This window comes from Acidobacteriota bacterium (assembly GCA_016700075.1).
GTDB lineage: Bacteria > Acidobacteriota > Blastocatellia > Pyrinomonadales > Pyrinomonadaceae > OLB17.
The window spans coordinates 942,695-963,763 of the sequence record CP065000.1 but is presented as its reverse complement, the minus strand read 5'-3'; the positions used below and the strand labels follow the sequence as shown (position 1 = coordinate 963,763).

The window sequence follows — 21,069 nt, the reverse complement described above, 5'->3', positions numbered from 1 at the left end:
CCGTTGGGATAGGGAAAAGGCCATTTCCAAGCGAGCTTGGATACTACTGAAAAAAGATGCGTTTATCATACACCGTTTTCGGCCGTTTGCAAGCGTTTTTCTCGATCGCGGGTCATTTTTGCGAAAGGTTGCCGCAAATTGCGGCCGATATTATCGATCACGCGGCGGTTTGAACACGAGATGCGGTGAATTTTGTGTGAAAAACGCGAAAAATACTCGATACGCGGCCTCGCGGACGGCGTTGCGGCGAGAAAAATGCGTCGCGGGGCGTTGTGAACGCGGCGTGCAGAGGTTTTTTCGCGACGTGCAGCCGGAAAAACGACGCTGCAGTGCTGTGAGTCGACCTTACAGTGAAAATTTTCGCGCTTGCAGCGGTGTGAACGCGACGTGCAGTGTTGTGAACGGAATTTCCGCGAGTTTTTCGCGTCAGGCAGCGTTGTGAATGAAATTTCCGCGAATTTTGCGGCATTTGCGGCGGTTTTTAGTCGGCTAGGCCTTCGTCGATCTTCGCAAGCAGAGCGCTCCAGCGTTCGTCGGTTCGCAGGGACGCCAAGTTTTGGTCGTTTTCGAAGTGCGGTTTGTTGTGATTGCCAAGTTTTACGGCTTTATTCAGCCATTTGAAGGCATTATCGGGCTCGCCGAGCAGCGCATACGTCGCGCCGACCCAATAAGCCATGTCGTGGTCGGCTCGGGAGATCGCGAGGGCGTCCTCGGTCAGTTGCTCCATAGCTTCGTCGGCGTGGCCGCTGCCGGCGAGATATATCGCAAAAAGCGGACGAATGCCGTCCATGCGGGGGTTTTCGCGGAGAACTTTACGCATCAGTTCGAGCGCTTTTTCGTTCTCGCCGCGGTAATAATAAAGCCCGGACTGGAAAATTTGCAGCATCGGATGCTCTTTTTCGGCCTTGAATCCTTTGTCCAGCTCCTCCTGTGCGCGGTCGAAATCGCGCCGGTAAATAAAGATCCGGGCACGGTTATAAGCCGCCACGGCACGCGCCGCGGGATCAAGGCGGGCGAGTTTTTCAAACGCTTTGAGCGATTCTTCGTATTTACCGTCGAGCCGATTGATCACGCCGGTGACGAAATACAACGCGGCGTCGTTGGGGAACTGTTTCTGCAGCAATTCGATCTCTGCCCGGGCCTTTTTCTTTTCGCCGCGTGCCATATAGATCATGACCATCAAAACACGCGCCTCGACGACGTTTGGATCATAAAAGAAGGCCTTTGAGAACGCCGCCTCAGCGTAGGTGTAGTCTTCGGGCTCGCCGAGGCCTTTGAAGACGCGATTTGCGTAACACGCACCGAGACCGCTGTATGCGAGAGCGAAATGCGGGTCGAGTTCGATGGCTTTTTTGAAATTTGCGATGGCAAGATCGCAATCTTCGGGGTCGATACTGCGAAAAATGAAGCGTCCGAAATGATCGCGGGCACGCAGATACTCTTCCCACGCCGCGGCGTTGTCCGTTGCACGTTTGCCAAGCTTCTCCGCGTCTATGTCGGAGAGCTCCAGGCGTAAGCCTTCGAGAATATGCTGCGCGATCTCGTCCTGGATCGCGAGGATGTCGTTGCCGGCGGCGTCGATGCGTTCGCTCCATAAAATATCGCCGGTCGCCACGTCGAGAAGCTGCGCCGTAACGCGGAGGCGTTCGCCCGAACGTATGAAACCCGCGGACAATACGGCGTGAACGCGAAGCTCGCGGCCCGCCTGACGCGGGTCGATGTCTGAACCCTGATACTTTGCAATGACCGAGGAAGGCCGCACGATGATCGAACGGATCTGCGCCAGTTCCGTGATCACCGAGTCCGCGAGCGAGAATTCATAAAACGCTGACGCAGGATCCTTTCCGACGTTCTTGAACGGAAGTATTGCCACGCTCTTCTTCTCAGTGCCGGTCGCGGTCATCGACAGATCCGGCGAGAACGACGGCGAACTGGTGAAGGCCGGCGAAGCCCCTAGCGATGACGCCTCAGGTACGGATTTGCCGGTGAACCAGTTGAGGACGCGTTTCATTTTGCTGCCGTCGGCATGTGACGGACTATATGTGGTCGGCTGCATAGCTCCTCCGGCTACCTGCTGCAGAACGCCGCGCAATTCGTCGCGCATCTGCGCGATCTTCTGGTAACGGTCTTTGGGGTTCTTTGCCAGAGCCTTGTCTATAATTTGCTGAAGCTGCGGCGGCAGAGGCCCCTTACGCATCTCTGCCAACGGTTTCGGAGTGCCGTAAAGCACCTGATGCCTCACGTCAACCACATTTTTGCCCTGAAAAGCCCAAATGCCGGTTAGCATTTCGTAAAGCAATATGCCGGTCGAGAAAATATCGCTGCGCTCGTCGGCTCGTTCGCCGCGGGCTTGTTCCGGAGCGGCGTAGGTCGCAGTTCCATAGGGAATGCCGAGTTCGGTTATCTCTGATCGATCAACGCCTTCGGGGATATCGGAATGTTCGTCTTCAAGTAATTTCGCGAGCCCAAAATCAAGGATCTTCGCCTGGCCGGAATCCGTAACCATCACATTCCCGGCCTTGATGTCGCGATGAATGATGTTCTTGGAGTGAGCGTAAGCGAGGGCGTCGGCAACCTGTATCGTGATGGATAACGCACTTTTCAGCTCAAGCGGGCGGCCTGACACAAGCTGGCGGACGTTCTTTCCATCGATATACTGCATCGCGATGTAATATACGCCGTTGTCCTCATTGAAATCGTAAATGGTGCAAATATTGGGATGATCAAGCTGAGAGCAGAGTTGGGCCTCACGTTCGAATCGTTTGAAGTTCGCCGTCTTTTGCGTGAGTTCAGGCGGGAGCACCTTTATCACTGCCGTGCGGTTGAGTTTTGTATCGAGTGCCTTATAGACGGTTCCCTGTCCGCCGGAACCGATCTTCTCGAGCAACTTATATTGATTGATCAGAGAACCGATCATATTGAACGCGGAGGGGCTGTTCTCCCATTAGAGATGCTCCTACGCAAAAAAGTTCCTTACAAAATCATTCACGAGGGAATTATCACGCATCCCCGCGGCGGACTTCCCCAGCCCGACTGAATAACAGAGCCGTCCTCAACGATAACCGGAACAACGGTATCACCGTTCGTAAGCTCAAGCATCCTGCGTTGATGTTCGGGATCGTTCTGGGCGTCGTATTCAGTGAATTCGATGTTGCTGGCATTATAATGATCTCGGGCCTGATCGCAGTAAGGACAGCCCGGCTTGCTGTATATCACTAACGCCATTGTTCAAAATTACACCTTTTCGTTAAGATAATCTAGCTTGCTCCGCACAACACGGACGTTACTTATCTCTTAACTTTATGTCGCTGCCGGAAATGTTCCAACCTTATGAGAGGCTCGTTGAGATCGAACTGCTCGGCCGTAAAGTTCAGGTGCCTGAAAATAATTCGCTGCTGCGGTGTTTTCAGTTTCTGGATACCGAGAGCATCTCGTACGGAGATTTCTGTTGGAACGGCGACTGTCTTAACTGTCAGGTCTGGCTCGTTAATGGAGATAAGGAAAAAGGCGTGATCGCCTGCAGGACGACGGTGCAGGAAGGGATGCAGATAGTCCGCCTTGCGCCCGATATCGACCTCGATATCAGCATCTCTGACGAGGGCTCGAACTCTATCAGTACTTCGGAACGTTAGGATCGACGTCGTTCGACCAGGCAGTAATGCCGCCGGCCATGTTTACCAGTTTCCCGGTAAAACCTGCCTGCTGCAGGGCCTCGATAGCTCTTGCACTGCGACCGCCCATCTTGCAGTGAACGACGGTCTCGCGGTTCGGGTCGATCTCTGACATTCGCTGCAGGACCTCTCCGAGCGGTATGAGTCTGGCGCCCGGGATCTTTGCGAATTCGTATTCGTCAGGCTGCCGTACATCAATTAACTGTATGTCATCGCCTGCATCGAGGCGTTGCTTCAATTCGATAGCTGTGATCTGCTCCATAAAAGACCATTCAATTTTGAAGATTTCTTAACTAGAAACTGTCATGCACGTAAAAGTGCGTAAATAAAGATTGACAATTCTTTACATATCTTAGGTTAAATAGTGCGAATACGTAAGTTAGAATTGGTTTTATCTTGATCATGATCAAACAAAGATCAAAGCTACTCTCCTTTGCTGTTTGCGTGTCCATCGCGAGCTCGGCCTGTGGTTTTATGGGCACCAGCAATTCGTCAGCACCGCCCGCAAATCGAGCCGAAGAGGAAACCGCCGGCGATACCGTAACCATCACCGTTGGAAAGAGCGAATCTCGTGATGTCGCATCTGTCATCCAGTCAAACGGAAGTCTGACGGCCGATGAATCCTCGAATGTCGCACCAAAGACCGCGGGTAAGCTCGCCAATGTAACTGTAAATGTTGGGCAGTTCATTTCTGGCGGCACCGTAATGGCCCGTATCGACGATCGCGATGCGAAGCTGCAGCTTGCGTCGGCAAACGCCTCAGTTAAGCGAGCTCAGGCAGCCGTCCGGCAGGCAGAAGCCCGCCTGGGTTTGTCTCCCGGCGGTTCGTTCAATGCGTCAACGATACCTGAGGTGAGGGTAGCGAACGCTAATTACGAGCAAACGGTTGCCGAATTGCGCCAGGCCGAGGCCAATGAAAAGCGCTATCGAGATCTGGTCGAAACGGGTGACGTTTCGATGGTGGTCTATGAGCAGTGGAGACTACAGCGGGACACAGCGAGGGCACGCGAGCGGGCCGCGAAACAACAGCTTGACGCGGCGGTCAACCTAGCACGGCAGAACAATCAAGCAATTGCTTCCGCCCTTGCCGACGTTGAGGCAGCTCGTACTCAGGTTGCCAACGCCGAGCAGGCAATTGCAGACACAGTCATAAGGGCCCCATTCTCAGGCTTTATCAGCAGTCGTCCCGTAGCTATAGGCGAGTTCGTTTCGACCGCGACGGTTATCGCCACTATATTAAGAACCAATCCGATAAAGGCCCAGCTTCAGATCGCCGAGGCAGACGTACCGTATGTCGTTCCGGGCCGCAGTGTCTCTTTGCAGGTCGATGCGTATAAGGACCGGCGTTTTGCCGGCACCGTGATCGCGGTCAATCCCGCGGTCGATCCTGTATCACGCTCAGCAATCGTCGAAGCGACGATCGAAAATGGCGACAATGCTCTACGGCAGGGAATGTTCGCGACCGCTCGCATCACGCGCGAGGGCGGCAGCAAGGGGATTTTCATTCCGAGGTCGGCGGTTTATAACCATCAGAGCACGCAATCGTATCGTGTTTTTGTCATTCAGGAAGGCTTGGCAAAGCTGCGAGTCGTTCAGCTCGGGCCTGAAGAAGGCGAATGGATCCAAATTCTCTCAGGCGTCGAAGCTGATGAGGTAGTAGCAACAAGCAATCTCGACAATCTTTACGAGGGAGCCAAGGTAAATTTTTAACAGAGCTATAAATGCAATGGTTAGCTGAAATATGTGTTCATCGGCCCGTCTTTGCAACGGTGATCGTGCTGTTTTTGACGGTCGTGGGAGGATTTAGCTTCTTCACTCTCGGGGTTGACCGCTTCCCCAAGATCGATCTGCCGACGATATCGGTCCGAACGTCAAATCCGGGCGCGGCTCCCGCAGAAATTGAGACCGAGATAACCGACATTATCGAGGGTGCATTGAATACGGTACCCGGCGTTGAGGAAATGCGTTCTTCATCGTCTCGCGGGAGTTCGAATGTAACGCTCACCTTCAACCTAGAAAAGAATCCTGACGTTGCATTTCAAGAGGTCCAGCAAAAGCTCAGCAGTGTTTCTAACTGGCTGCCTGACACCGCAGACCCGCCCGTTGCGCAAAAAGCAGATCCGGATTCACAGCCGATCCTTTTGTACACGGTCAGCGCTCCCAGAGATGTTATCGAACTGACCGAGCAGGTCGAGGAGCTCATACAGAAGCGTATCGAGAACGCTGACGGGGTCGGTGAGGTCTTCATGTGGGGAGCCCGAACCCCACAGATCCGCGTAAATGTTAATCCGGACCGTCTGCGTGCCTATAACCTTGCGGTAACTGAGGTCTCCGCCGCTATCCGCTCGCAGAATCAAGAAATGCCCGGCGGTAATATCATCGAAGGCAGGCGGACACTCGGCGTCCGCACGATGAGCAAACTGACCGAGGTTGAGCAGTTCAATGAGATCGTCATAGCTACCCGAAACGGGTTTCCGATCAAGATCAAGGACATCGGCAGCGTAGAAAAGACCGGCGGCGAGCCGTCCTCCGCGGCATCGCTCGACGGAACACCGTCAGTTTCGGTCGGGGTCCGCAAACAGGCCGGAGCCAACACCATCGCGGTGATCAATAATGTTAAGTCCCGCATGGCGACCATCATTCCGAACCTTCCATCGGACTTTAAGGTAGCTGTAATTCGCGATCAGTCGGAATTCATCCAGAATTCACTGACAGCGATCGAAGAGCACCTTGTGCTCGGCGGGCTATTTGCAGCTATCATCGTTTTCTTTTTCCTCTGGAATTTCCGCTCTACCATCATCGCCGCACTTGCCATTCCGATCTCTATCATCGCGTCATTTGCTGCGATCGCCGCGATGGGTTATTCGCTCAACCAGATGACGATGTTGGCTCTTACGCTGATGGTCGGCATTGTGATCGACGACGCAATCGTCGTCCTCGAGAACATTTATCGATTTGTAGAAGAAAAGGGAATGGACCCGTTCCAAGCCGCTATAGAAGGTACGCGTGAGATCGGCCTGGCGGTGCTGGCGACGACGCTTTCGCTTTTGGCGGTTTTCATCCCGGTCGGATTCATGACAGGGATTGTTGGGCGGTTCATGTCCTCGTTCGGACTGACATCGGCCGCTGCTATCGCAGTTTCTCTTATCGTTTCATTTACTCTTACTCCGATGCTTGCCGCACGCTGGATCAAGCGCAAGCAAGCGGCTAAGCCTGCCGCACGCTCGGCAGACGGTGAGCCTGAGGTGCAAACAACTGAGGCGGCTCATGGCGATTCAAAGAGCGGTTGGTTCTGGCAGAAGATCGACGGCGGCTACACTTGGCTGCTCGTCAAAGCGATGCGTTTCCGGTGGGCGGTCGTGCTTATATGTATCTCGACGGTTGCCTCGACGGTTCCTCTGTATCGTTTTGTCGGTATGGCGTTTCTTCCCGATGAGGACGAATCGCTGTTTCAGGTAAATCTTCGCGGGCCGCAGGGCACATCGTTGTCGGCAACACAGTCTATGCTGGACCGGATCGCCCGAGATATTCGGGCTGAGGTTCCGGGAGTGAAAAATACGTTGGTTCTTGCCGGATTCGGGCGCGGGTCTGGATCGAACAACGGATTCATCAATGTGGCACTACTGCCGGTCAAAGAAAGGGAATTCTCGCAGGCAGATCTAATTAACAAGACGCGACAGATCGCCCGAAAATACTCGTCAAAGGATTATCAGGTCAGCGTTTCGGCATCCTCCTCGATAGCGGGCAGTATAGGCTTGGGACGCGGCGGATCCAGCGTCGGCATGTACATTGCCGGGCCTGACATGGTCAAGCTGACCGAATACGCGAATGCGATCGTTGAGAAGATGAAGCAGGTGCCGATCTATCGTGATCCGGACACATCTATCGAAGTTGGCAGCCCTGAGGTGCGCGTCGTGATCGACCGTGAAAGGGCAGCCGACCTCGGGGTTCGTGCCGGTGATGTCGCACAGGCCTTGAACATATTGTCGGCCGGCCAGATCGTTTCCGCTTACAGTGAAAACTCGAAACAGTATGACGTCATTGTTCGAGCAGAGGAGGCTTATCGCCGCGACCGAAGCAATTTCCGGTTCTTTACGGTCGGTTCTTCAAACGGCGGCACTGTCGACCTCGAAAGAGTGATCAAGATAGACGAGGGGCTTGCACCGTCGACCATCAATCGGTTGAATCGGCAGCGGCAGGTGACGGTATCCGCAGGACTCCCGCCAAACGCTTCTGAGTCGGACGCGATCGCAATGATGACCCGATTTGCCAAGGAACTTAATATGCCGGCGGAGTACGTGACCGGCGTTACGGGGCAATCGAAAGAGCTGCAAAAAGCCTATGAAGCGTTCTTGTACGCGTTCCTGCTCTCGTTCGTTTTCATGTATCTTGTGCTTGCAGCACAATTCGAGTCGTTCATCCATCCTGTGACAATTTTGCTGACGCTGCCGCTTTCGGTACCGTTCGCTTTGCTCTCAACTGCGATCGCCGGCCAAACGCTGAATATTTTCTCGGCTCTGGGCATCCTGCTCTTGTTTGGAATTGTGAAAAAGAATGCCATCTTGCAGATCGATCATACTAATACTCTGCGAGCGCGCGGATTGAACCGCTATGACGCCATTATTCAGGCGAATCGCGACCGATTGCGCCCAATTTTGATGACCACATTGGCACTTGTTGCGGGTATGATCCCACTAACACTTGGCACCGGGGCGGGAGCGGCGACGAACCGCTCTATCGGCATTCTTGTAGTGGGTGGCCAGTCGATGTGTCTGCTTCTGACCCTGCTTGCCGTTCCCGTTTTCTATTCATTATTCGACGATGCGGCAGAATCGACCGTATGGAAGAAGTTGACCGGGCCGTTCCGGAAACTCACTTCGTTATTCCGTCGCCAACAAGCTACCGCAGAATGAGTCTCCTCAAAAAATTGTCGGCCTTCTGTAGTCGATCCTGCAACGCGGCAATATTGGCGGCGGGTTTTTTCTGGCTGTTCGCTGCGGGTGCTGCTGCTCAAAGCGTGACGCCTGAGCCGACCCCGACGCCCGACCCGATGCCGATCGCTCCGGTTCCCAATATTCAGCTCCGCCCGATGCCGTCGCAGGACCGCATCGGCATAGAGAATGGTAGCGGCATTACGCTTACGCTCGAACGTGCCATCGAAATGGCCCTCGAGAACAACAATGATATCGAGATAGCCAGAAAAACCGGCCGCATCGGGAATTTTCAGATCGAGGTTGCGAAGGGCGCTTATGATCCCGTCGCTGCTGCAGAGTCTTATTATGAGCGGCTCAATATCCCGACAGCGTCATTGATCGGCGGCGCCGTGAACGGGTCGGTCACTCAAACACGGCTTTTCGGATCGGCCGGCATTATTGGTCTTTCCCCTTGGCAGGGTGGAGATTATTCATTGCTTTATAATTCGTCCCGTACGACAACTAGCAATACAAATGCATTTCTCAACCCGCAATTTCCAGCCTCACTGACATTCAGCTACAACCAACCTCTGTTTCGCGGTCGTCGAATCGACGGAACCCGCCGACAGATCGAGGTCGCACGCAAGAATCTTGAGATCTCGGAAATACAGCTGCGTCTTCAGACGACCGCCGTCGTGACAGCGGTCGAAGCGGCATATTGGGACCTTACCTTTGCTTTGAGAAATCTGCAGGTGCAGACAGATACGCTGCGTCAGGCTAGGGAACAATTCGAGAGCAATCGACGTCAGGTGGAACGCGGCGTGCTGGCACCGGTCGAACTTGTCGCTTCAAATGCGCAGGTTGCGGGATTTGAGCAGGCAGTTTTTTCGGCTCAGGAAAATATCACAAGGGCAGAGAATGTGCTTAAAACGCTGTTGTTGCCTGACCGTACGTCACCCGAATGGCGGCAGACGCTCACACCGGTGACCCCGGTCGATCGCAGCGTTCCTTCGGTCGCGTTGGAGATCGCCTTGAGCGATGCATTTCGCAACCGTCCGGAACTCGAACAGTTCGAAAAGGCGTCCGATCTAAACAAGATCGATGAACGCTTTTTTCGCGATCAGGCAAAACCACAGATCGACCTAAACGGCTCTTACACGGCCCAAGGGCTTTCGGGCACAGAAACACCTGCTGCCATAAACCCTGCGACGGGCCTTAGCCGTGTTCCGCCAAATCTCGTTGGCGGATATTTTACGTCGCTGGGCAATCTGCTTGCACAGGACTATCCGTCATACCGCGTCGGCGTTACTATTTCGATCCCGTTCAGGAACCGTACGGCAAAGGCAAACCTTGGCCGTACGCTTGTCGAGGGCGAACGCCTCGCTGAACAGCGTGCCGCCGCAGAACAGCAGATCGAGGCCGAGGTGCGAAACGCTCTGCAGGCACTGCGATCGGCATCTGCACGACTCGATTCGGCGATCATTGCGCGCCAGGCAGCAGAGGAACTTTACGCCAGCGAAGAGCGTCAATTCCGAGCCGGAACAACCACCTTTTACCTTGTTCTGCAACGTCAATCGGACCTAGCCTCCGCCCGCGGCCGGGAACTCCAGTCCCGCACTGACCTCAATAAGGCCATCGCCGAATTCAACCGAGCCACCGGCCGAACGCTATCCGTCAATAATATTTCGCTCAGATAGCCGCGCCTTTTGATCAATACACAAGCCAGCCATCGAATGCCCATCCAGTTGTGCCGTCATATCGTACTCGGCACCAACGGCCTGACCTTCCGCCGATCCTGATAGAGCGATCCTGACAGCTAATAACTCGAACCTCAGCGCCGTGCGGGATCTGTAGTATCCGGTAGCCGACATCTGCGCTCGGATCGCTGCGGAGCGCCAAGAAGCCATCGCCAGGAGAATTGACCCATGCCGTCGTAGCGGTTCGGATCACGGGCGGGGGCGTAGCTTTTGCCTGTTTTTGCTGGTCGTCGATCTTCTTCTCAAGTTCGGCCAACTTCTCCAGCAATTTTTCATTTGCTTCGTCAGGCGTCTGCGCGGGTGTTGCGGCGGGCGGCGGCGACTGTTGTGTTTGCTGTGTAGTGGTTATAGGAAGTTGGCTGCAGCCTAAGCCGACCACGAGCAGTATTGCTATCACAATTGTCAGATTTAAGAGATCCTTCGTCATAAGAGCCTCCCAAAGCGGCCCCCAAAATAGATCCGATATCTGTCGCGGTTCGGACGAACGGGCAGCAGCTTTACTCTGTTTGGTTCGCAAGCCCTGTGCCAACTCAGCTAACTGAAGCAGGTTCTTCGCGTTAGATCGGAACTAGTAGCCGCAGACCGCATCCACTGGCGATATAGGCATGCGTTTTGGGAATTCGAGGCGTTTGACACGACCTTTGATCGCCGCCGCCGTTCGCGAAATTTCCCGCGATGACTGTGAGATTCTCCGCCTTCGATCTCGACACAACGCGTTTTCCTACTCGCTAAATGGCCAGTTTGGCTTGGGCTATAAGGTAATGGGATGAAAACAACAAAGGCCGGACGCATCCGAGGTGGATACGTCCGGCCAAATGTGGTGGCGATAATGAAGCTAGCGAGAACTGACGTTCGCAGGAGCACCCGCAGTTATGAAGAACTGCGTGCCCTGTCTGAGCTCCAGATTGTCGCGGCCCTGCAAGATGACCGTTCCCGCACCGGCACCGGCACCGACGCCTGCACCGACCGCGGCACCACTACCACCACCGGCAATGGCTCCGATGATGGCCCCGATAACGGCTCCTACACCGGCTCGTGCCACTGTTTGGGTGGTCTGGCTTCGATCACGGACCGAACCTTCATTATCAACGTTAATGGAGTTACCATTGACGTCACGAACCTGATCGACAATGCCCGCAAATGCGAAGCTTCGCCCGTCAGTCAATCTGATGGTCTCGAATACCAGAGCCATGGTCGCTCTGCCTGAAACCCCACCTGAACGCTGTCCGTTAACAACGCCCTCGATAACGGCGCCGCTGTATTGTAAGGGAGAGGTAATAGTCATTGAAAAACGGTCGCCATCGCGTGCCGAGCGTGTGGATATTTCGTTGTTCAATGTTGCCGTGATGGCCGTGTTATTGGCTACAACGTACTGATCCGACGCGGAACCGCTGTAATTGGGCGGATATGCTGATCCCCATTGCGGACTTTGGCTTGTTTTGTCGTAAACACTAGCTACGGTAACCGACTGATTGTTATTTTCGAGATAGATCCGACGCGTGACGCGGAGCTGTGTATTGTTGACCGGCGTGAATGTCAGATGAAAATCGTTCATTCGGTCGCCTTCATAATCGATCGCAAGTTGTCCGTTCCTTTCCGTCACGGTCGTCGTTACGGAACGTCCGTTGGGCGACGTCTCAGTTCGTCTTACACCATCCGCGGTCAACTCAACAGACTGCATATTGGCGGTCGCCATTCTTACCTGCTGACCGCGTTTTTCAAACGTTAGGGTCTCAGGTGATGCAAGGCGGCGTTCCAGATTGGCACGCATACGGTCGGCCTGGTTCGCGGGGTATCGTGCGCTGATGATCGCACGATCGACGACCGTTCTCACATTCTCGCTCTGTCCGATATTCAGACGATATGTTCCCGATAACTGCGAATCAAAATTGCCGTAATTCACGTTCGGGTAGGTACTGCCCGGATATGGGTTATACGTATTGTTCCAGTCGATTGCAGTCCGGTAATAGTTGGACAGCATGTCCAGGTCATTGCGAACGAGAGTCCACCGGCTGATAACGGTATTATTGGGTCGGTTCGTAGTTACGAACCTGTTGATACCCACTGCCGGTCGAAGTACTTCGCCGATGCCGACCGAATTGCGATCATTGAAATTGATCCTGAGGTCGGCCAATGCTCTGGAATAGTCATTGATGTCCTGTTCAACATTGCTTGATGCGGACATCTGACGATTGCGAATATTACGGTTCCAGTTGTTGTAGCTCTGGATGAACGAGTTGGTCCGCGATTGCAGGCGGTTCAACAGGGTGCGCATCTGTGCGTCTGTAACCGTATAACCGACCTGACCGACCCGCATATTTACGTTGTCGTCCCAAGTCGATGTCACGCTATAGTATTGAGCCAGCGTGTACAGATCCTGCCGGATCTGGGTCCAATGATTCTGGGCCGGCTGTGACACTCGGTTGTTGCGCATAAAGCTATTGATCCGCACAGCACGGTTCAATACGTCTTTTACATCACCTGCTGACGATCGATTCGACGAGAAATTGCCCTCAGCCGATTCGTCGAAGCTTCAAAATCGCTGACCATTTGATTGATCGAATCTTCGCACCTAGTGCCATCGAAGATGCTTCGATCCAATGACCGGTCGATCTCACGCTTGAACGTGTTCGTTTTGCTTTCTATCTGATTCAGTAGATTGCGAACCTGACGATCTGTCACGTTATAGGCACGCTGCTGGCCCTAGGCCTGCATCGCGGTGCCGAGAGTGATCATTGCTGTGATCACCATAAAATATACTATTTTGCTTATATGATTACTCATGATAGTTCCTTCCTCTTTAGGCTTGCTCGAATATAATGTGGGAGCCGGTTCACCTCCCGGTCTAGCGGCTCCGCAGTTGCAGTTGCTTAGACGATATTCGAGCCTTTTCTTCCACTTGCCGCCTGTGCCGCCTGATTCAGAGTCGCGGCAGATTCTTTCTGCACTCGTTCGATACCGTCGGTCACCGATCCTTTCGCTTCGGAGACGACATCTTCGGAGACTTCGGCGGCGTGTCCGAGCTTGTTCGATGCCAGATCGTAGACGTTTTCGACTTTTTCTTTAGCCGTGTGAAGAAAATCGGCTGATCGCTGCTTCAGATCCTGTGTCATCTCAAGTGTTGAGTTATAGGCCTTTCGGGTCACATTGGCGATATCGCGACGCAGCTCGATGCCCCTTTTCGGTGCAAATAGTAATGCAAGAGCAGCTCCGATGCCGCCGCCGATCATAAGGTATGCAATGCCCGTTTGCCACGGTATGTTTGCAATTTTTGTTTACGTTCATTTTATTGATCCTCCAAAGATTCAAGGTTTATAAATTCCGTTCCTAGTAATTCCATTGGACCGTCGATATAAAGGACCACGTCAAACAGTTGACGGTCTTGGAATCTACTATTGATTATGAGATAGATCGGTTATCGGGTCTGTGCGGCAGCATACACACTACGTTCTGCGTGTTGAGGACATGCTAAATCGACGACAAGGCAAATCGGCGAACGAGGCCACGGGTTTTGTGCGGCTGCAGATGGTGATGAAAGAGTCGGGGAACCGCGACCATCATCCCACCCTGAACACAAAAAAAGGGAACGTCACCCAAGAGTGACGATCCGTGATGGTAGAGCAATATATCGAGCTTTCAGACCCGACGTCCCCTCACCAACTGAAGAACCACTACGACGAGAGCAACGACCAAAAGAATATGGATGAGGTTGCCGACAGCCGCTCCTCCAAAGCCGAATCCTAAAGCCCATAAAACTTAAAGTATGATGATTATTGTCCAAAGCATAAAATTTCTCCTTCTGTGTCTAAATTTGTAAAAACTGACCGCGAATTGTTTGGTTCCCGATATATTCGAATCGCAGACGTTTCATGCGCTAGTTCAATTGAAGCAAGTCGCCGGATCTCTGTCTGTTTGATAGCGCACGGAATACCCCGAACCCTCGCGGCAATATCACCAAAAAAAATGACGGCGGAACTTTAAAGATTCGCCGTCAGCCATTTGAATGGATCGAGTCTTATATCTTGAATCCGCCGCGAGTTAGCATTGTCTCAAAGCCGGCTTTATCGACGGCTTTGATGTAAGCGTCTCGGGGTTCTACCGTGCCCGCCTGGACGTGTTCGAAAAGAGCATCGTTGAGCATGACCATTCCGTGATTCTTGCCTGTCTGCATCGCAGATGGTATTTGGAACGTCTTCCCCTCACGTATCAAATTGCTGATAGCGGGCGTCACGATGAGAACTTCGAGTGCCGCAACGCGTCCACCGCCTTTTTTGGGCAGCAGCGTCTGTGCGATCACGCCTTTCAGTGATTCAGACAACATTACGCGTATCTGCTGCTGACGGTCGGTGGGGAACTGATCGATGATGCGGTCAACCGTCGATGCCGCGGTCGTCGTATGCAGCGTACCGAAAACGAGGTGACCTGTCTCGGCAGTTTCTATCGCAATTGAGATCGTCTCAAGGTCTCGCATCTCACCAACCAGCAGAATGTCCGGGTCTTCGCGGAGTGCAGCCCGCAACGCGTCTTTGAACGAATCAGTGTGGTTGTGGACCTCGCGCTGATTGACGAGACATTTTTGATTATCGTGGACGAACTCGATCGGATCTTCGATCGTGATGATATGGTCCTCTCGATTCATATTGATCGAATCGATCATTGCGCAAAGCGTGGTCGATTTGCCCGAACCTGTCGGTCCGGTAACGACCACTAGGCCTTTCGAGAGCGAGCAAAGGTCCATGATCGCTTTAGAAAGACCGAGTTGCTCGGCGGTCAGGATCTTTGTCGGGATAATGCGGAAAACTCCGCCCATGCCCTTGCGGTCGCGAAATACATTGCAGCGAAAACGTGCGAGGCCGGGAATTTCGTAGGCGAAATCCGTATCGTTGCGGACGGCAAATTCTTCCTGATTTTTCGCCGGCATGATCGACGTCAGCAGGCTCTTCATTGCGTCATCGGTCAATGCTGGCTGTCCATCTTCAAGCGGTTTCATCTTTCCATCCTTCCGAACCATCGGAGGCATTGAAACAGAAAGATGCAGGTCGGAAGCTCCTAGGGCTTCCATCTTTGTGAAGAGCTCATCCATCTGGGACGCTTTTCGCCCGGCTGCAACCGTCGCCGGTTCAGAGGATTCCTGCCGGGTCAGTCGCTCTGCGAAGACCGGCGGCGCATATTCTTCCGCGTAAATGTCGCTACGTTTCCCCGGCGGTTCGTAATCGGAGGTGTCAGAAAATACGGTTTGAAACTCGGGGTCATTTGCAGAGACGATGTCAACCTTGTCGTCAGCTGCCGGGAATGTGTATTCACTCGCGGTCAGGGCTTCCTCGGCAAGAAGGTCGTCCAACGTTTGGATCGCGGGCTGGTCTACATTGCCGTCCTCATGATCAGCAGAAATGCTCTCCAGTTCATAAGATATCTGTTCGAAGGATGGAGGAGGCTCAGGCAATGGCACATATTCCTCGGCCTTCTCACGGATATCATAAATGTCGGCGATGAACTCCTCACCCGCGGAAAATGTCTCAACGGCGGGCGCAGTCTCAGGCTGCGACGTGTACGCGGGCGGCTCGGCGGGCAGGCCCTCAAACGATCCCGAAGCCGGCTCGATGCCTTCGGCGTCGCCCATCAGCGGCCTGATCGTAACAACAAACCCGGCAGGCGATTTTTGGATCGAAAAATTGAAATTCCCCAGATTATGCGGCAGCACAAACTCTACTTCGTCCGTACTGGGCAATGTAGTGACGATCTCCGTTGGGATCAGCGGAAAGACCATGGTGCTGATCTGTGTTCCGAGCAACGGCGACGTAGAAACGTCTGTCGATTGATCATTCGCTACAAGGCACGGTGCCTTGTTTGGTTCCAAGCGGAGTTCGTCGCTGCACGACGACAAGAGCCGCTGGAGATAATCATTTAGCTTTTCCATACTATTTTTACGGGAGAAAATGGAGGGCGACGGAATGATGCCCTTCGATCGGTAGGTTGTGCTGATCGGATCGGAGTGATCCAACGAAAATAATAACACAGTTCAACTGCGTTTGTCAGCAAGCTTTTTTGAACTAATAGCGCGAAGATTCTTGCGGACATATTGCCCTAGCAGGCGGTCGTATTCATCCGAAACGACCTTGTAACATTCACAGCAAACTTTCTCAAGGCCTTCGCGGTCGAGGATGTGGACCGCGCCGCGTGCGTATTCGATCAGGCCGAGTTTTTGAAGATTTCCCGCAGCGATACTAACGCCCTCGTGACGAACACCGAGCATATTCGCTATCAGCTCGTGCGTCATCACAAGCGTGTCGGCCGGTAATTGATCGTGATTGATCAGAAGCCATCTGCAGAGCTGTTGTTCGACGGTATGAAGCCGATTACAAACCGCGGTCTGTGATATCTGAGTGAGCAAGGCCTGGGTGTACCGAAGCAATACGTCCTGAAAAACACCGCCGAGTTTGAATTCAGTCCTCAAGGCGTCCGCCGTCATCCGTACGGCCTTGCCTGCACTCTGAACGACCGCACGGTTAGACGTCGTGTCGCCACCCATGAACAGGGCAACGCCAACCAGGCCGTTGTTGCCGGTGATGCCGATTTCTGCCGTGCCGCCGTTTTCCATTATGTAGAGAAGCGATATGATCGCTGTCGTCGGAAAGTAGATGTGCGTCATCCGGTCGCCGGATTCGTAAAGAGCCTCGCCAAGCTCGAGCGAAACTGTTTCCAAATTGGAATTTATCCGATCGAAATCTTCATCGGGAAGGGCTGAGAGTAGATGATTTTGGAGCGAATCCTTGGGATCCGCAATAGCGTATTGAGCCACACACGACCTCCTGTGAAGCAGACCCCCCTATTATTGAAGGCAACGTCAATAAAATAATATGAACGTCTGTTTGACGCAAATGGCAATAAATGGGTTTTTGAGTTCGATCCTGGGGAAAAAAGGGACTAGCTGTTTAGCCCGTCCCAAGTCTTGCGGTCTTGTTGCTAGTTTAGCGACTGCTACGCATACTCGCGGGAGCCGTCGAAGTGATCGAGAAAACAGTTCCCGAGTCGAGATCCAAATTGTCACGGCCTGTGATGAGTAACGTTCCGGCACCCGTACCTGCTCCAACGCCAGCCCCGATCGCGGCACCCTGCCCGCCACCGGCGATAGCGCCAATTATCGCTCCAAGAACCGCGCCTATCCCGGCACGAGTGGCTGTTTGTGCCGGCTGACTGCTGTCACGAACGGCTCCCTCGTTATTCACCGAAATACTGTCGCCGTTCCTTGCCGTCACCGAATCAATGATCCCGGCAAAACGATATGTATTGCCGTTAATTCTGATCGTGTCAAAATTAAGCGATATGTTCGCCCGTCCTGAGACCCGGCCCGAACTATCCGCACCGGTCACAGTTCCCTCAAGTATTGCACCTCTATACTGTTCGGGTGACCTCACTTCCATGGTAAACCGGTCGCCCGGCTTACAACTTCTGGTGTAAACCTCCCATAAAATAGTATCAGACAGAAATATAGTTTCCGGTCAGAATAGGAAGTAGGAGGAGGACTGGGAAATGACGAGATCGAAGTTCAGTGAGACGCAGGTAATAGGGATCCTGAAGCAGGTAGAAGGTGGACGGACGGTGGCGGAGGTATGCCGGGAAGCGGGGATATCGACGGCGACGTATTTCAAGTGGAAGTCGAAGTTCGGAGGGATGGAGGCATCTGACATCCGGCGGATGCGGGAGCTTGAGGAAGAGAACCGGCAATTAAAGCGGATGTATGCGGAGCTTGCACTTGATTGCCGAGTGTTAAAGGACGTGATCGAAAAAAAGCCCTGGGAGCGGTAGAGAAACGGATCGTGGTGACGCACATCAGGGCGAAGCACCTGATAAGCGAGAGGCGGGCATGTTCGTTGATGAAACTGTCGAGGACCGTGTTTCACTATCGCAAGGTACGGGCAAATAAGGATACGGAGATCGAAGAGGCTCTGGCGAGACTTGCGGGATTGCATCCTGAGATGGGATTCGGGAAGTTCTTCGCGATGCTGCGGCGAGAGGGGAAAGGTTGGAATCACAAGCGTGTATACCGTGTTTATTGCGAAATGAAGCTGAATAAGCGTCGAAAGCACAAACGGAGATTGCCGGCCCGGAATCCCGACCCGCTAAGCGTACCGCAGGCCGCGAACCATTGCTGGTCGGCCGATTTCATGAGCGACGCACTGTGGGACGGACGACGGTTCCGGACCTTTAACGTAGTGGACGACTTTAACCGTGAGGCTCTGGCGATCGAGGTGGACACGAGCCTGCCTTCGCAGAGGGTGACAAGAGTGCTGGATCAGATATCTGAGTGGCGAGGGCTTCCCGTCAGACTGAGATTCGACAACGGGCCGGAGTTCACGGCCGTGGCAGTGGCCGATTGGGCCGAAAAGAACGGAGTCGAGCTTGAGTTCACGCAGCCCGGCAAGCCGATGCAGAACGGCTTTATCGAACGCTTTAACCGCACGTACCGCGAGGCCGTGCTTGATATGTACATCTTTGAGAGTTTATCGGACGTGAGATCGCAAACGGAAAAATGGTTGGAAATCTACAACCACCACCGCCCGCACGATTCGCTGGGAGGCATGCCTCCCAGCGAATATCTCACAAAACATAACACCGGAAATGTTTATTCCTAACTGGTACTAATTACGGGAGGTTTACAGTCTGAATAAAGTTCTCCTATGTGCGAAAGCGCACAGAACTAACTATTTGTTGTGCGTTAATTTGGTTTCAGGTCACAAGCGACGTTCGAAATTGGGAAGCGAACATTGAGTATCCGCCAGGGACTTGATCAGCAGGAATATCCAAATACATCCTGATCCCGGATGACCAATTCGATCGGAGTTACTGTTAATGAAAAAGGTGAGTTGCAGAAGTATGGTTCGGACAAGGGGGCAGCTTTACCGGTCAATTGACCGATTAACAATTACTTTGATCTTCGAGGGTGGCGTTAACAACAGGGGCGCCACCCTCTATTTTAATTTCAAGTCTTCGAATCCGGTAGATGCCGGGAGGTGAAGCTCAATGTATCTGCCCACCACACGACAGCGAGCGTTATTCTGGGTTCTTAGACTCCTGCGAGTCGGGTGATCATGACCGTCTTGATCAGATGGTCACCGACTCGCGGTACTCTCCCCAAACCTCTCTTAATTTGTCACTTATTTCACCGACAGTTACATCATTCTCAACAGCCTCAAGTATGAGCGGGACGAGATTGCCGTCCTCGCCTGCCGCGGCTTTGATAGCGGCTAGACATCGATTGGCGGATGCGGCATCGCGCTTTGCACGGACAGCACGCACACGTTCGATCTGATCGCGTTCGATGCGCTCGTCTATGCGAAGGATAGGAATAGGTTCTTCAGCTGAGCGAAACGCGTTCACGCCAACTACAACAGCCTCGCCTTTTTCGACCGCACGCTGGTATTCGTAGGCGGCGTCCTGGATCTCGCTTTGAACATAGCCGGCCTCGATCGCGCGCAGCATTCCGCCCATGGCGTCGATCTTTTCAATGTATTCGGCGGCGAGCTTTTCCAGTTGTGTCGTCAGTTCCTCGATCGCATAACTCCCTGCGAGCGGATCGACGGTATCAGCAACACCTGATTCATTGGCGATTACTTGCTGTGTGCGAAGAGCGATCGTGGCGGCGTGTTCTGTGGGAAGGCCGAGTGCTTCGTCCAGCGAATTCGTATGAAGCGACTGTGTCCCGCCGAGGACAGCCGCGAGTGCCTGTATCGTTGTGCGGACGACGTTGACCTCGGGCTGTTGGGCTGTGAGCGTGGAGCCGGCCGTCTGCGTGTGAAAACGCAGCATCATGGACCGCGGATCCTTGGCACCGAAACGCTCCTTCATTATCCGTGCCCAAAGGCGCCGGGCGGCGCGGAATTTTGCTATCTCTTCAAGCAGCTCGTTGTGAGCATTGAAAAAGAATGAAAGCCTCGGGGCGAATTTATCGACATCGAGTCCGACGTCAATTGCCGACTGTACATAGCAGATAGCGTCCGCGAGCGTAAACGCGATCTCCTGGGCGGCGGTCGAGCCGGCCTCGCGAATGTGATAGCCGGAAATGGAAATGGTGTTCCAATTCGGGACTTCAGCAGAACAGAACTTGAAGGTGTCGGTGATCAGGCGCAGGCTTGGTTGCGGCGGATAAATGTAGGTCCCGCGAGCAATATATTCTTTGAGAATGTCGTTCTGGATCGTGCCGCCCAGTTTTTCAAACGACACGCCTTGCTTTTTCGCGACGGCAAGATAAAGACATAACAGCGTTGACGCGGTGGCGTTGATCGTCATCGACGTCGTAACCTGATCGAGCGGGATGCCGTCGAAAAGCGTGAGCATATCGTCCAGACTGTCGATAGCGACGCCGACCTTGCCGACCTCGCCGGCGGCAAGCGGGTCGTCGCTGTCCAGTCCGATCTGTGTGGGCAGATCAAAAGCTACGCTCAGTCCTGTCGTACCTTGAGACAGCAGATACCGGTAACGGGCGTTCGATTCTTCGGCCGTGGCGAAGCCCGCATACTGCCGCATCGTCCAAAAACGGCCGCGGTACATATTTGGCCTGACGCCGCGTGTAAATGGATACTGGCCCGGCGCCCCAAGGTCGTTTGCGTAGTCAATCGGAGCCGTATTCGAAGGGTTAAGGTCTGTGGGCAATTCTATACCCGATGATGTGGTAAATCGATCTTTTCGCTCCGCCATAGACGGCTTTAGATTATCATAAAGCGTTTCCTC

At 53.5% G+C, this 21,069-nt stretch carries 15 protein-coding genes and 1 pseudogene; 5 read left to right on the top strand and 11 right to left on the bottom strand.

Annotated features, from left to right (window positions below):
• Nucleotides 1–481: 481 nt before the first annotated feature.
• Nucleotides 482–2,917, bottom strand: a complete 2,436-nt coding sequence (locus IPM50_04385; protein ID QQS33821.1) for a protein kinase — start codon at nucleotides 2,915–2,917, stop codon at nucleotides 482–484.
• Nucleotides 2,918–2,985: 68 nt separating this feature from the next.
• A complete protein-coding gene (locus IPM50_04380; GenBank protein QQS33820.1) occupies nucleotides 2,986–3,225 on the bottom strand; it encodes a glutaredoxin family protein in 240 nt (79 codons plus the stop codon).
• A 77-nt stretch (nucleotides 3,226–3,302) separates the two neighbouring features.
• Here IPM50_04380 and IPM50_04375 point away from each other — a divergent pair, with 77 nt between their 5' ends.
• A complete protein-coding gene (locus tag IPM50_04375) occupies nucleotides 3,303–3,632 on the top strand; it encodes a (2Fe-2S)-binding protein (GenBank protein QQS33819.1) in 330 nt (109 codons plus the stop codon).
• Here the strand turns inward: IPM50_04375 and IPM50_04370 are convergent.
• Nucleotides 3,613–3,933, bottom strand: coding sequence for a hypothetical protein (locus tag IPM50_04370; GenBank protein QQS33818.1), 321 nt, complete (start codon nucleotides 3,931–3,933; stop codon nucleotides 3,613–3,615). The genes IPM50_04375 and IPM50_04370 overlap by 20 nt on opposite strands.
• A 212-nt stretch (nucleotides 3,934–4,145) precedes the next feature.
• On the opposite strand from IPM50_04370, the gene IPM50_04365 reads away from it, so the two are divergent.
• Genes IPM50_04365 through IPM50_04355 form a run of 3 tightly spaced genes read left to right on the top strand, consistent with a single transcriptional unit; the run spans nucleotide 4,146 to nucleotide 10,281 of the window.
• Complete coding sequence (locus IPM50_04365) at nucleotides 4,146–5,381, top strand: efflux RND transporter periplasmic adaptor subunit (protein ID QQS33817.1); 1,236 nt, start codon at nucleotides 4,146–4,148, stop codon at nucleotides 5,379–5,381.
• 11 nt (nucleotides 5,382–5,392) lie between these two features.
• A complete protein-coding gene (locus tag IPM50_04360; protein ID QQS33816.1) occupies nucleotides 5,393–8,584 on the top strand; it encodes an efflux RND transporter permease subunit in 3,192 nt (1,063 codons plus the stop codon).
• Nucleotides 8,512–10,281, top strand: coding sequence for a TolC family protein (locus IPM50_04355; protein ID QQS33815.1), 1,770 nt, complete (start codon nucleotides 8,512–8,514; stop codon nucleotides 10,279–10,281). Before IPM50_04360 ends, IPM50_04355 begins: the two co-directional genes overlap by 73 nt.
• A 13-nt stretch (nucleotides 10,282–10,294) precedes the next feature.
• Here the strand turns inward: IPM50_04355 and IPM50_04350 are convergent, their stop codons facing one another.
• From IPM50_04350 to IPM50_04320, 7 genes and pseudogenes are all read right to left on the bottom strand, one after another.
• Nucleotides 10,295–10,768 (bottom strand): SH3 domain-containing protein, encoded by a 474-nt coding sequence (locus IPM50_04350; GenBank protein QQS33814.1) that lies wholly within the window; start codon nucleotides 10,766–10,768, stop codon nucleotides 10,295–10,297.
• A gap of 408 nt (nucleotides 10,769–11,176) precedes the next feature.
• Entirely contained in the window at nucleotides 11,177–12,775 is a 1,599-nt protein-coding gene (locus IPM50_04345) for a hypothetical protein (GenBank protein ID QQS33813.1), read from the bottom strand.
• Between the two features lie 436 nt (nucleotides 12,776–13,211).
• The gene (locus IPM50_04340; protein ID QQS33812.1) at nucleotides 13,212–13,571 is read right to left on the bottom strand and encodes a YtxH domain-containing protein; all 360 of its coding nucleotides are present in this window, start codon (nucleotides 13,569–13,571) and stop codon (nucleotides 13,212–13,214) included.
• Between the two features lie 406 nt (nucleotides 13,572–13,977).
• Nucleotides 13,978–14,127, bottom strand: a pseudogene (locus tag IPM50_04335) (lmo0937 family membrane protein).
• Nucleotides 14,128–14,356: 229 nt separating this feature from the next.
• Complete coding sequence (locus IPM50_04330) at nucleotides 14,357–15,424, bottom strand: type IV pilus twitching motility protein PilT (GenBank protein ID QQS34458.1); 1,068 nt, start codon at nucleotides 15,422–15,424, stop codon at nucleotides 14,357–14,359.
• Nucleotides 15,425–16,360: 936 nt separating this feature from the next.
• On the bottom strand, nucleotides 16,361–17,125 hold the full coding sequence (locus IPM50_04325) for a Crp/Fnr family transcriptional regulator (protein ID QQS34457.1): 765 nt from the start codon (nucleotides 17,123–17,125) through the stop codon (nucleotides 16,361–16,363).
• 184 nt (nucleotides 17,126–17,309) lie between these two features.
• Nucleotides 17,310–17,762, bottom strand: a complete 453-nt coding sequence (locus IPM50_04320) for a hypothetical protein (GenBank protein ID QQS33811.1) — start codon at nucleotides 17,760–17,762, stop codon at nucleotides 17,310–17,312.
• A gap of 109 nt (nucleotides 17,763–17,871) precedes the next feature.
• Between IPM50_04320 and IPM50_04315 the strand changes: the two genes are divergently transcribed.
• A protein-coding gene (locus tag IPM50_04315) for an IS3 family transposase (protein ID QQS33810.1) occupies nucleotides 17,872–18,974 on the top strand; the annotation gives its coding sequence in 2 pieces (ribosomal slippage) (nucleotides 17,872–18,133 and nucleotides 18,133–18,974; 1,104 coding nt in all).
• 469 nt (nucleotides 18,975–19,443) lie between these two features.
• On the opposite strand, the gene IPM50_04310 is transcribed toward IPM50_04315, so the two are convergent.
• Nucleotides 19,444–21,036, bottom strand: coding sequence for a methylmalonyl-CoA mutase family protein (locus tag IPM50_04310; GenBank protein ID QQS33809.1), 1,593 nt, complete (start codon nucleotides 21,034–21,036; stop codon nucleotides 19,444–19,446).
• Nucleotides 21,037–21,069 lie beyond the last annotated feature (33 nt).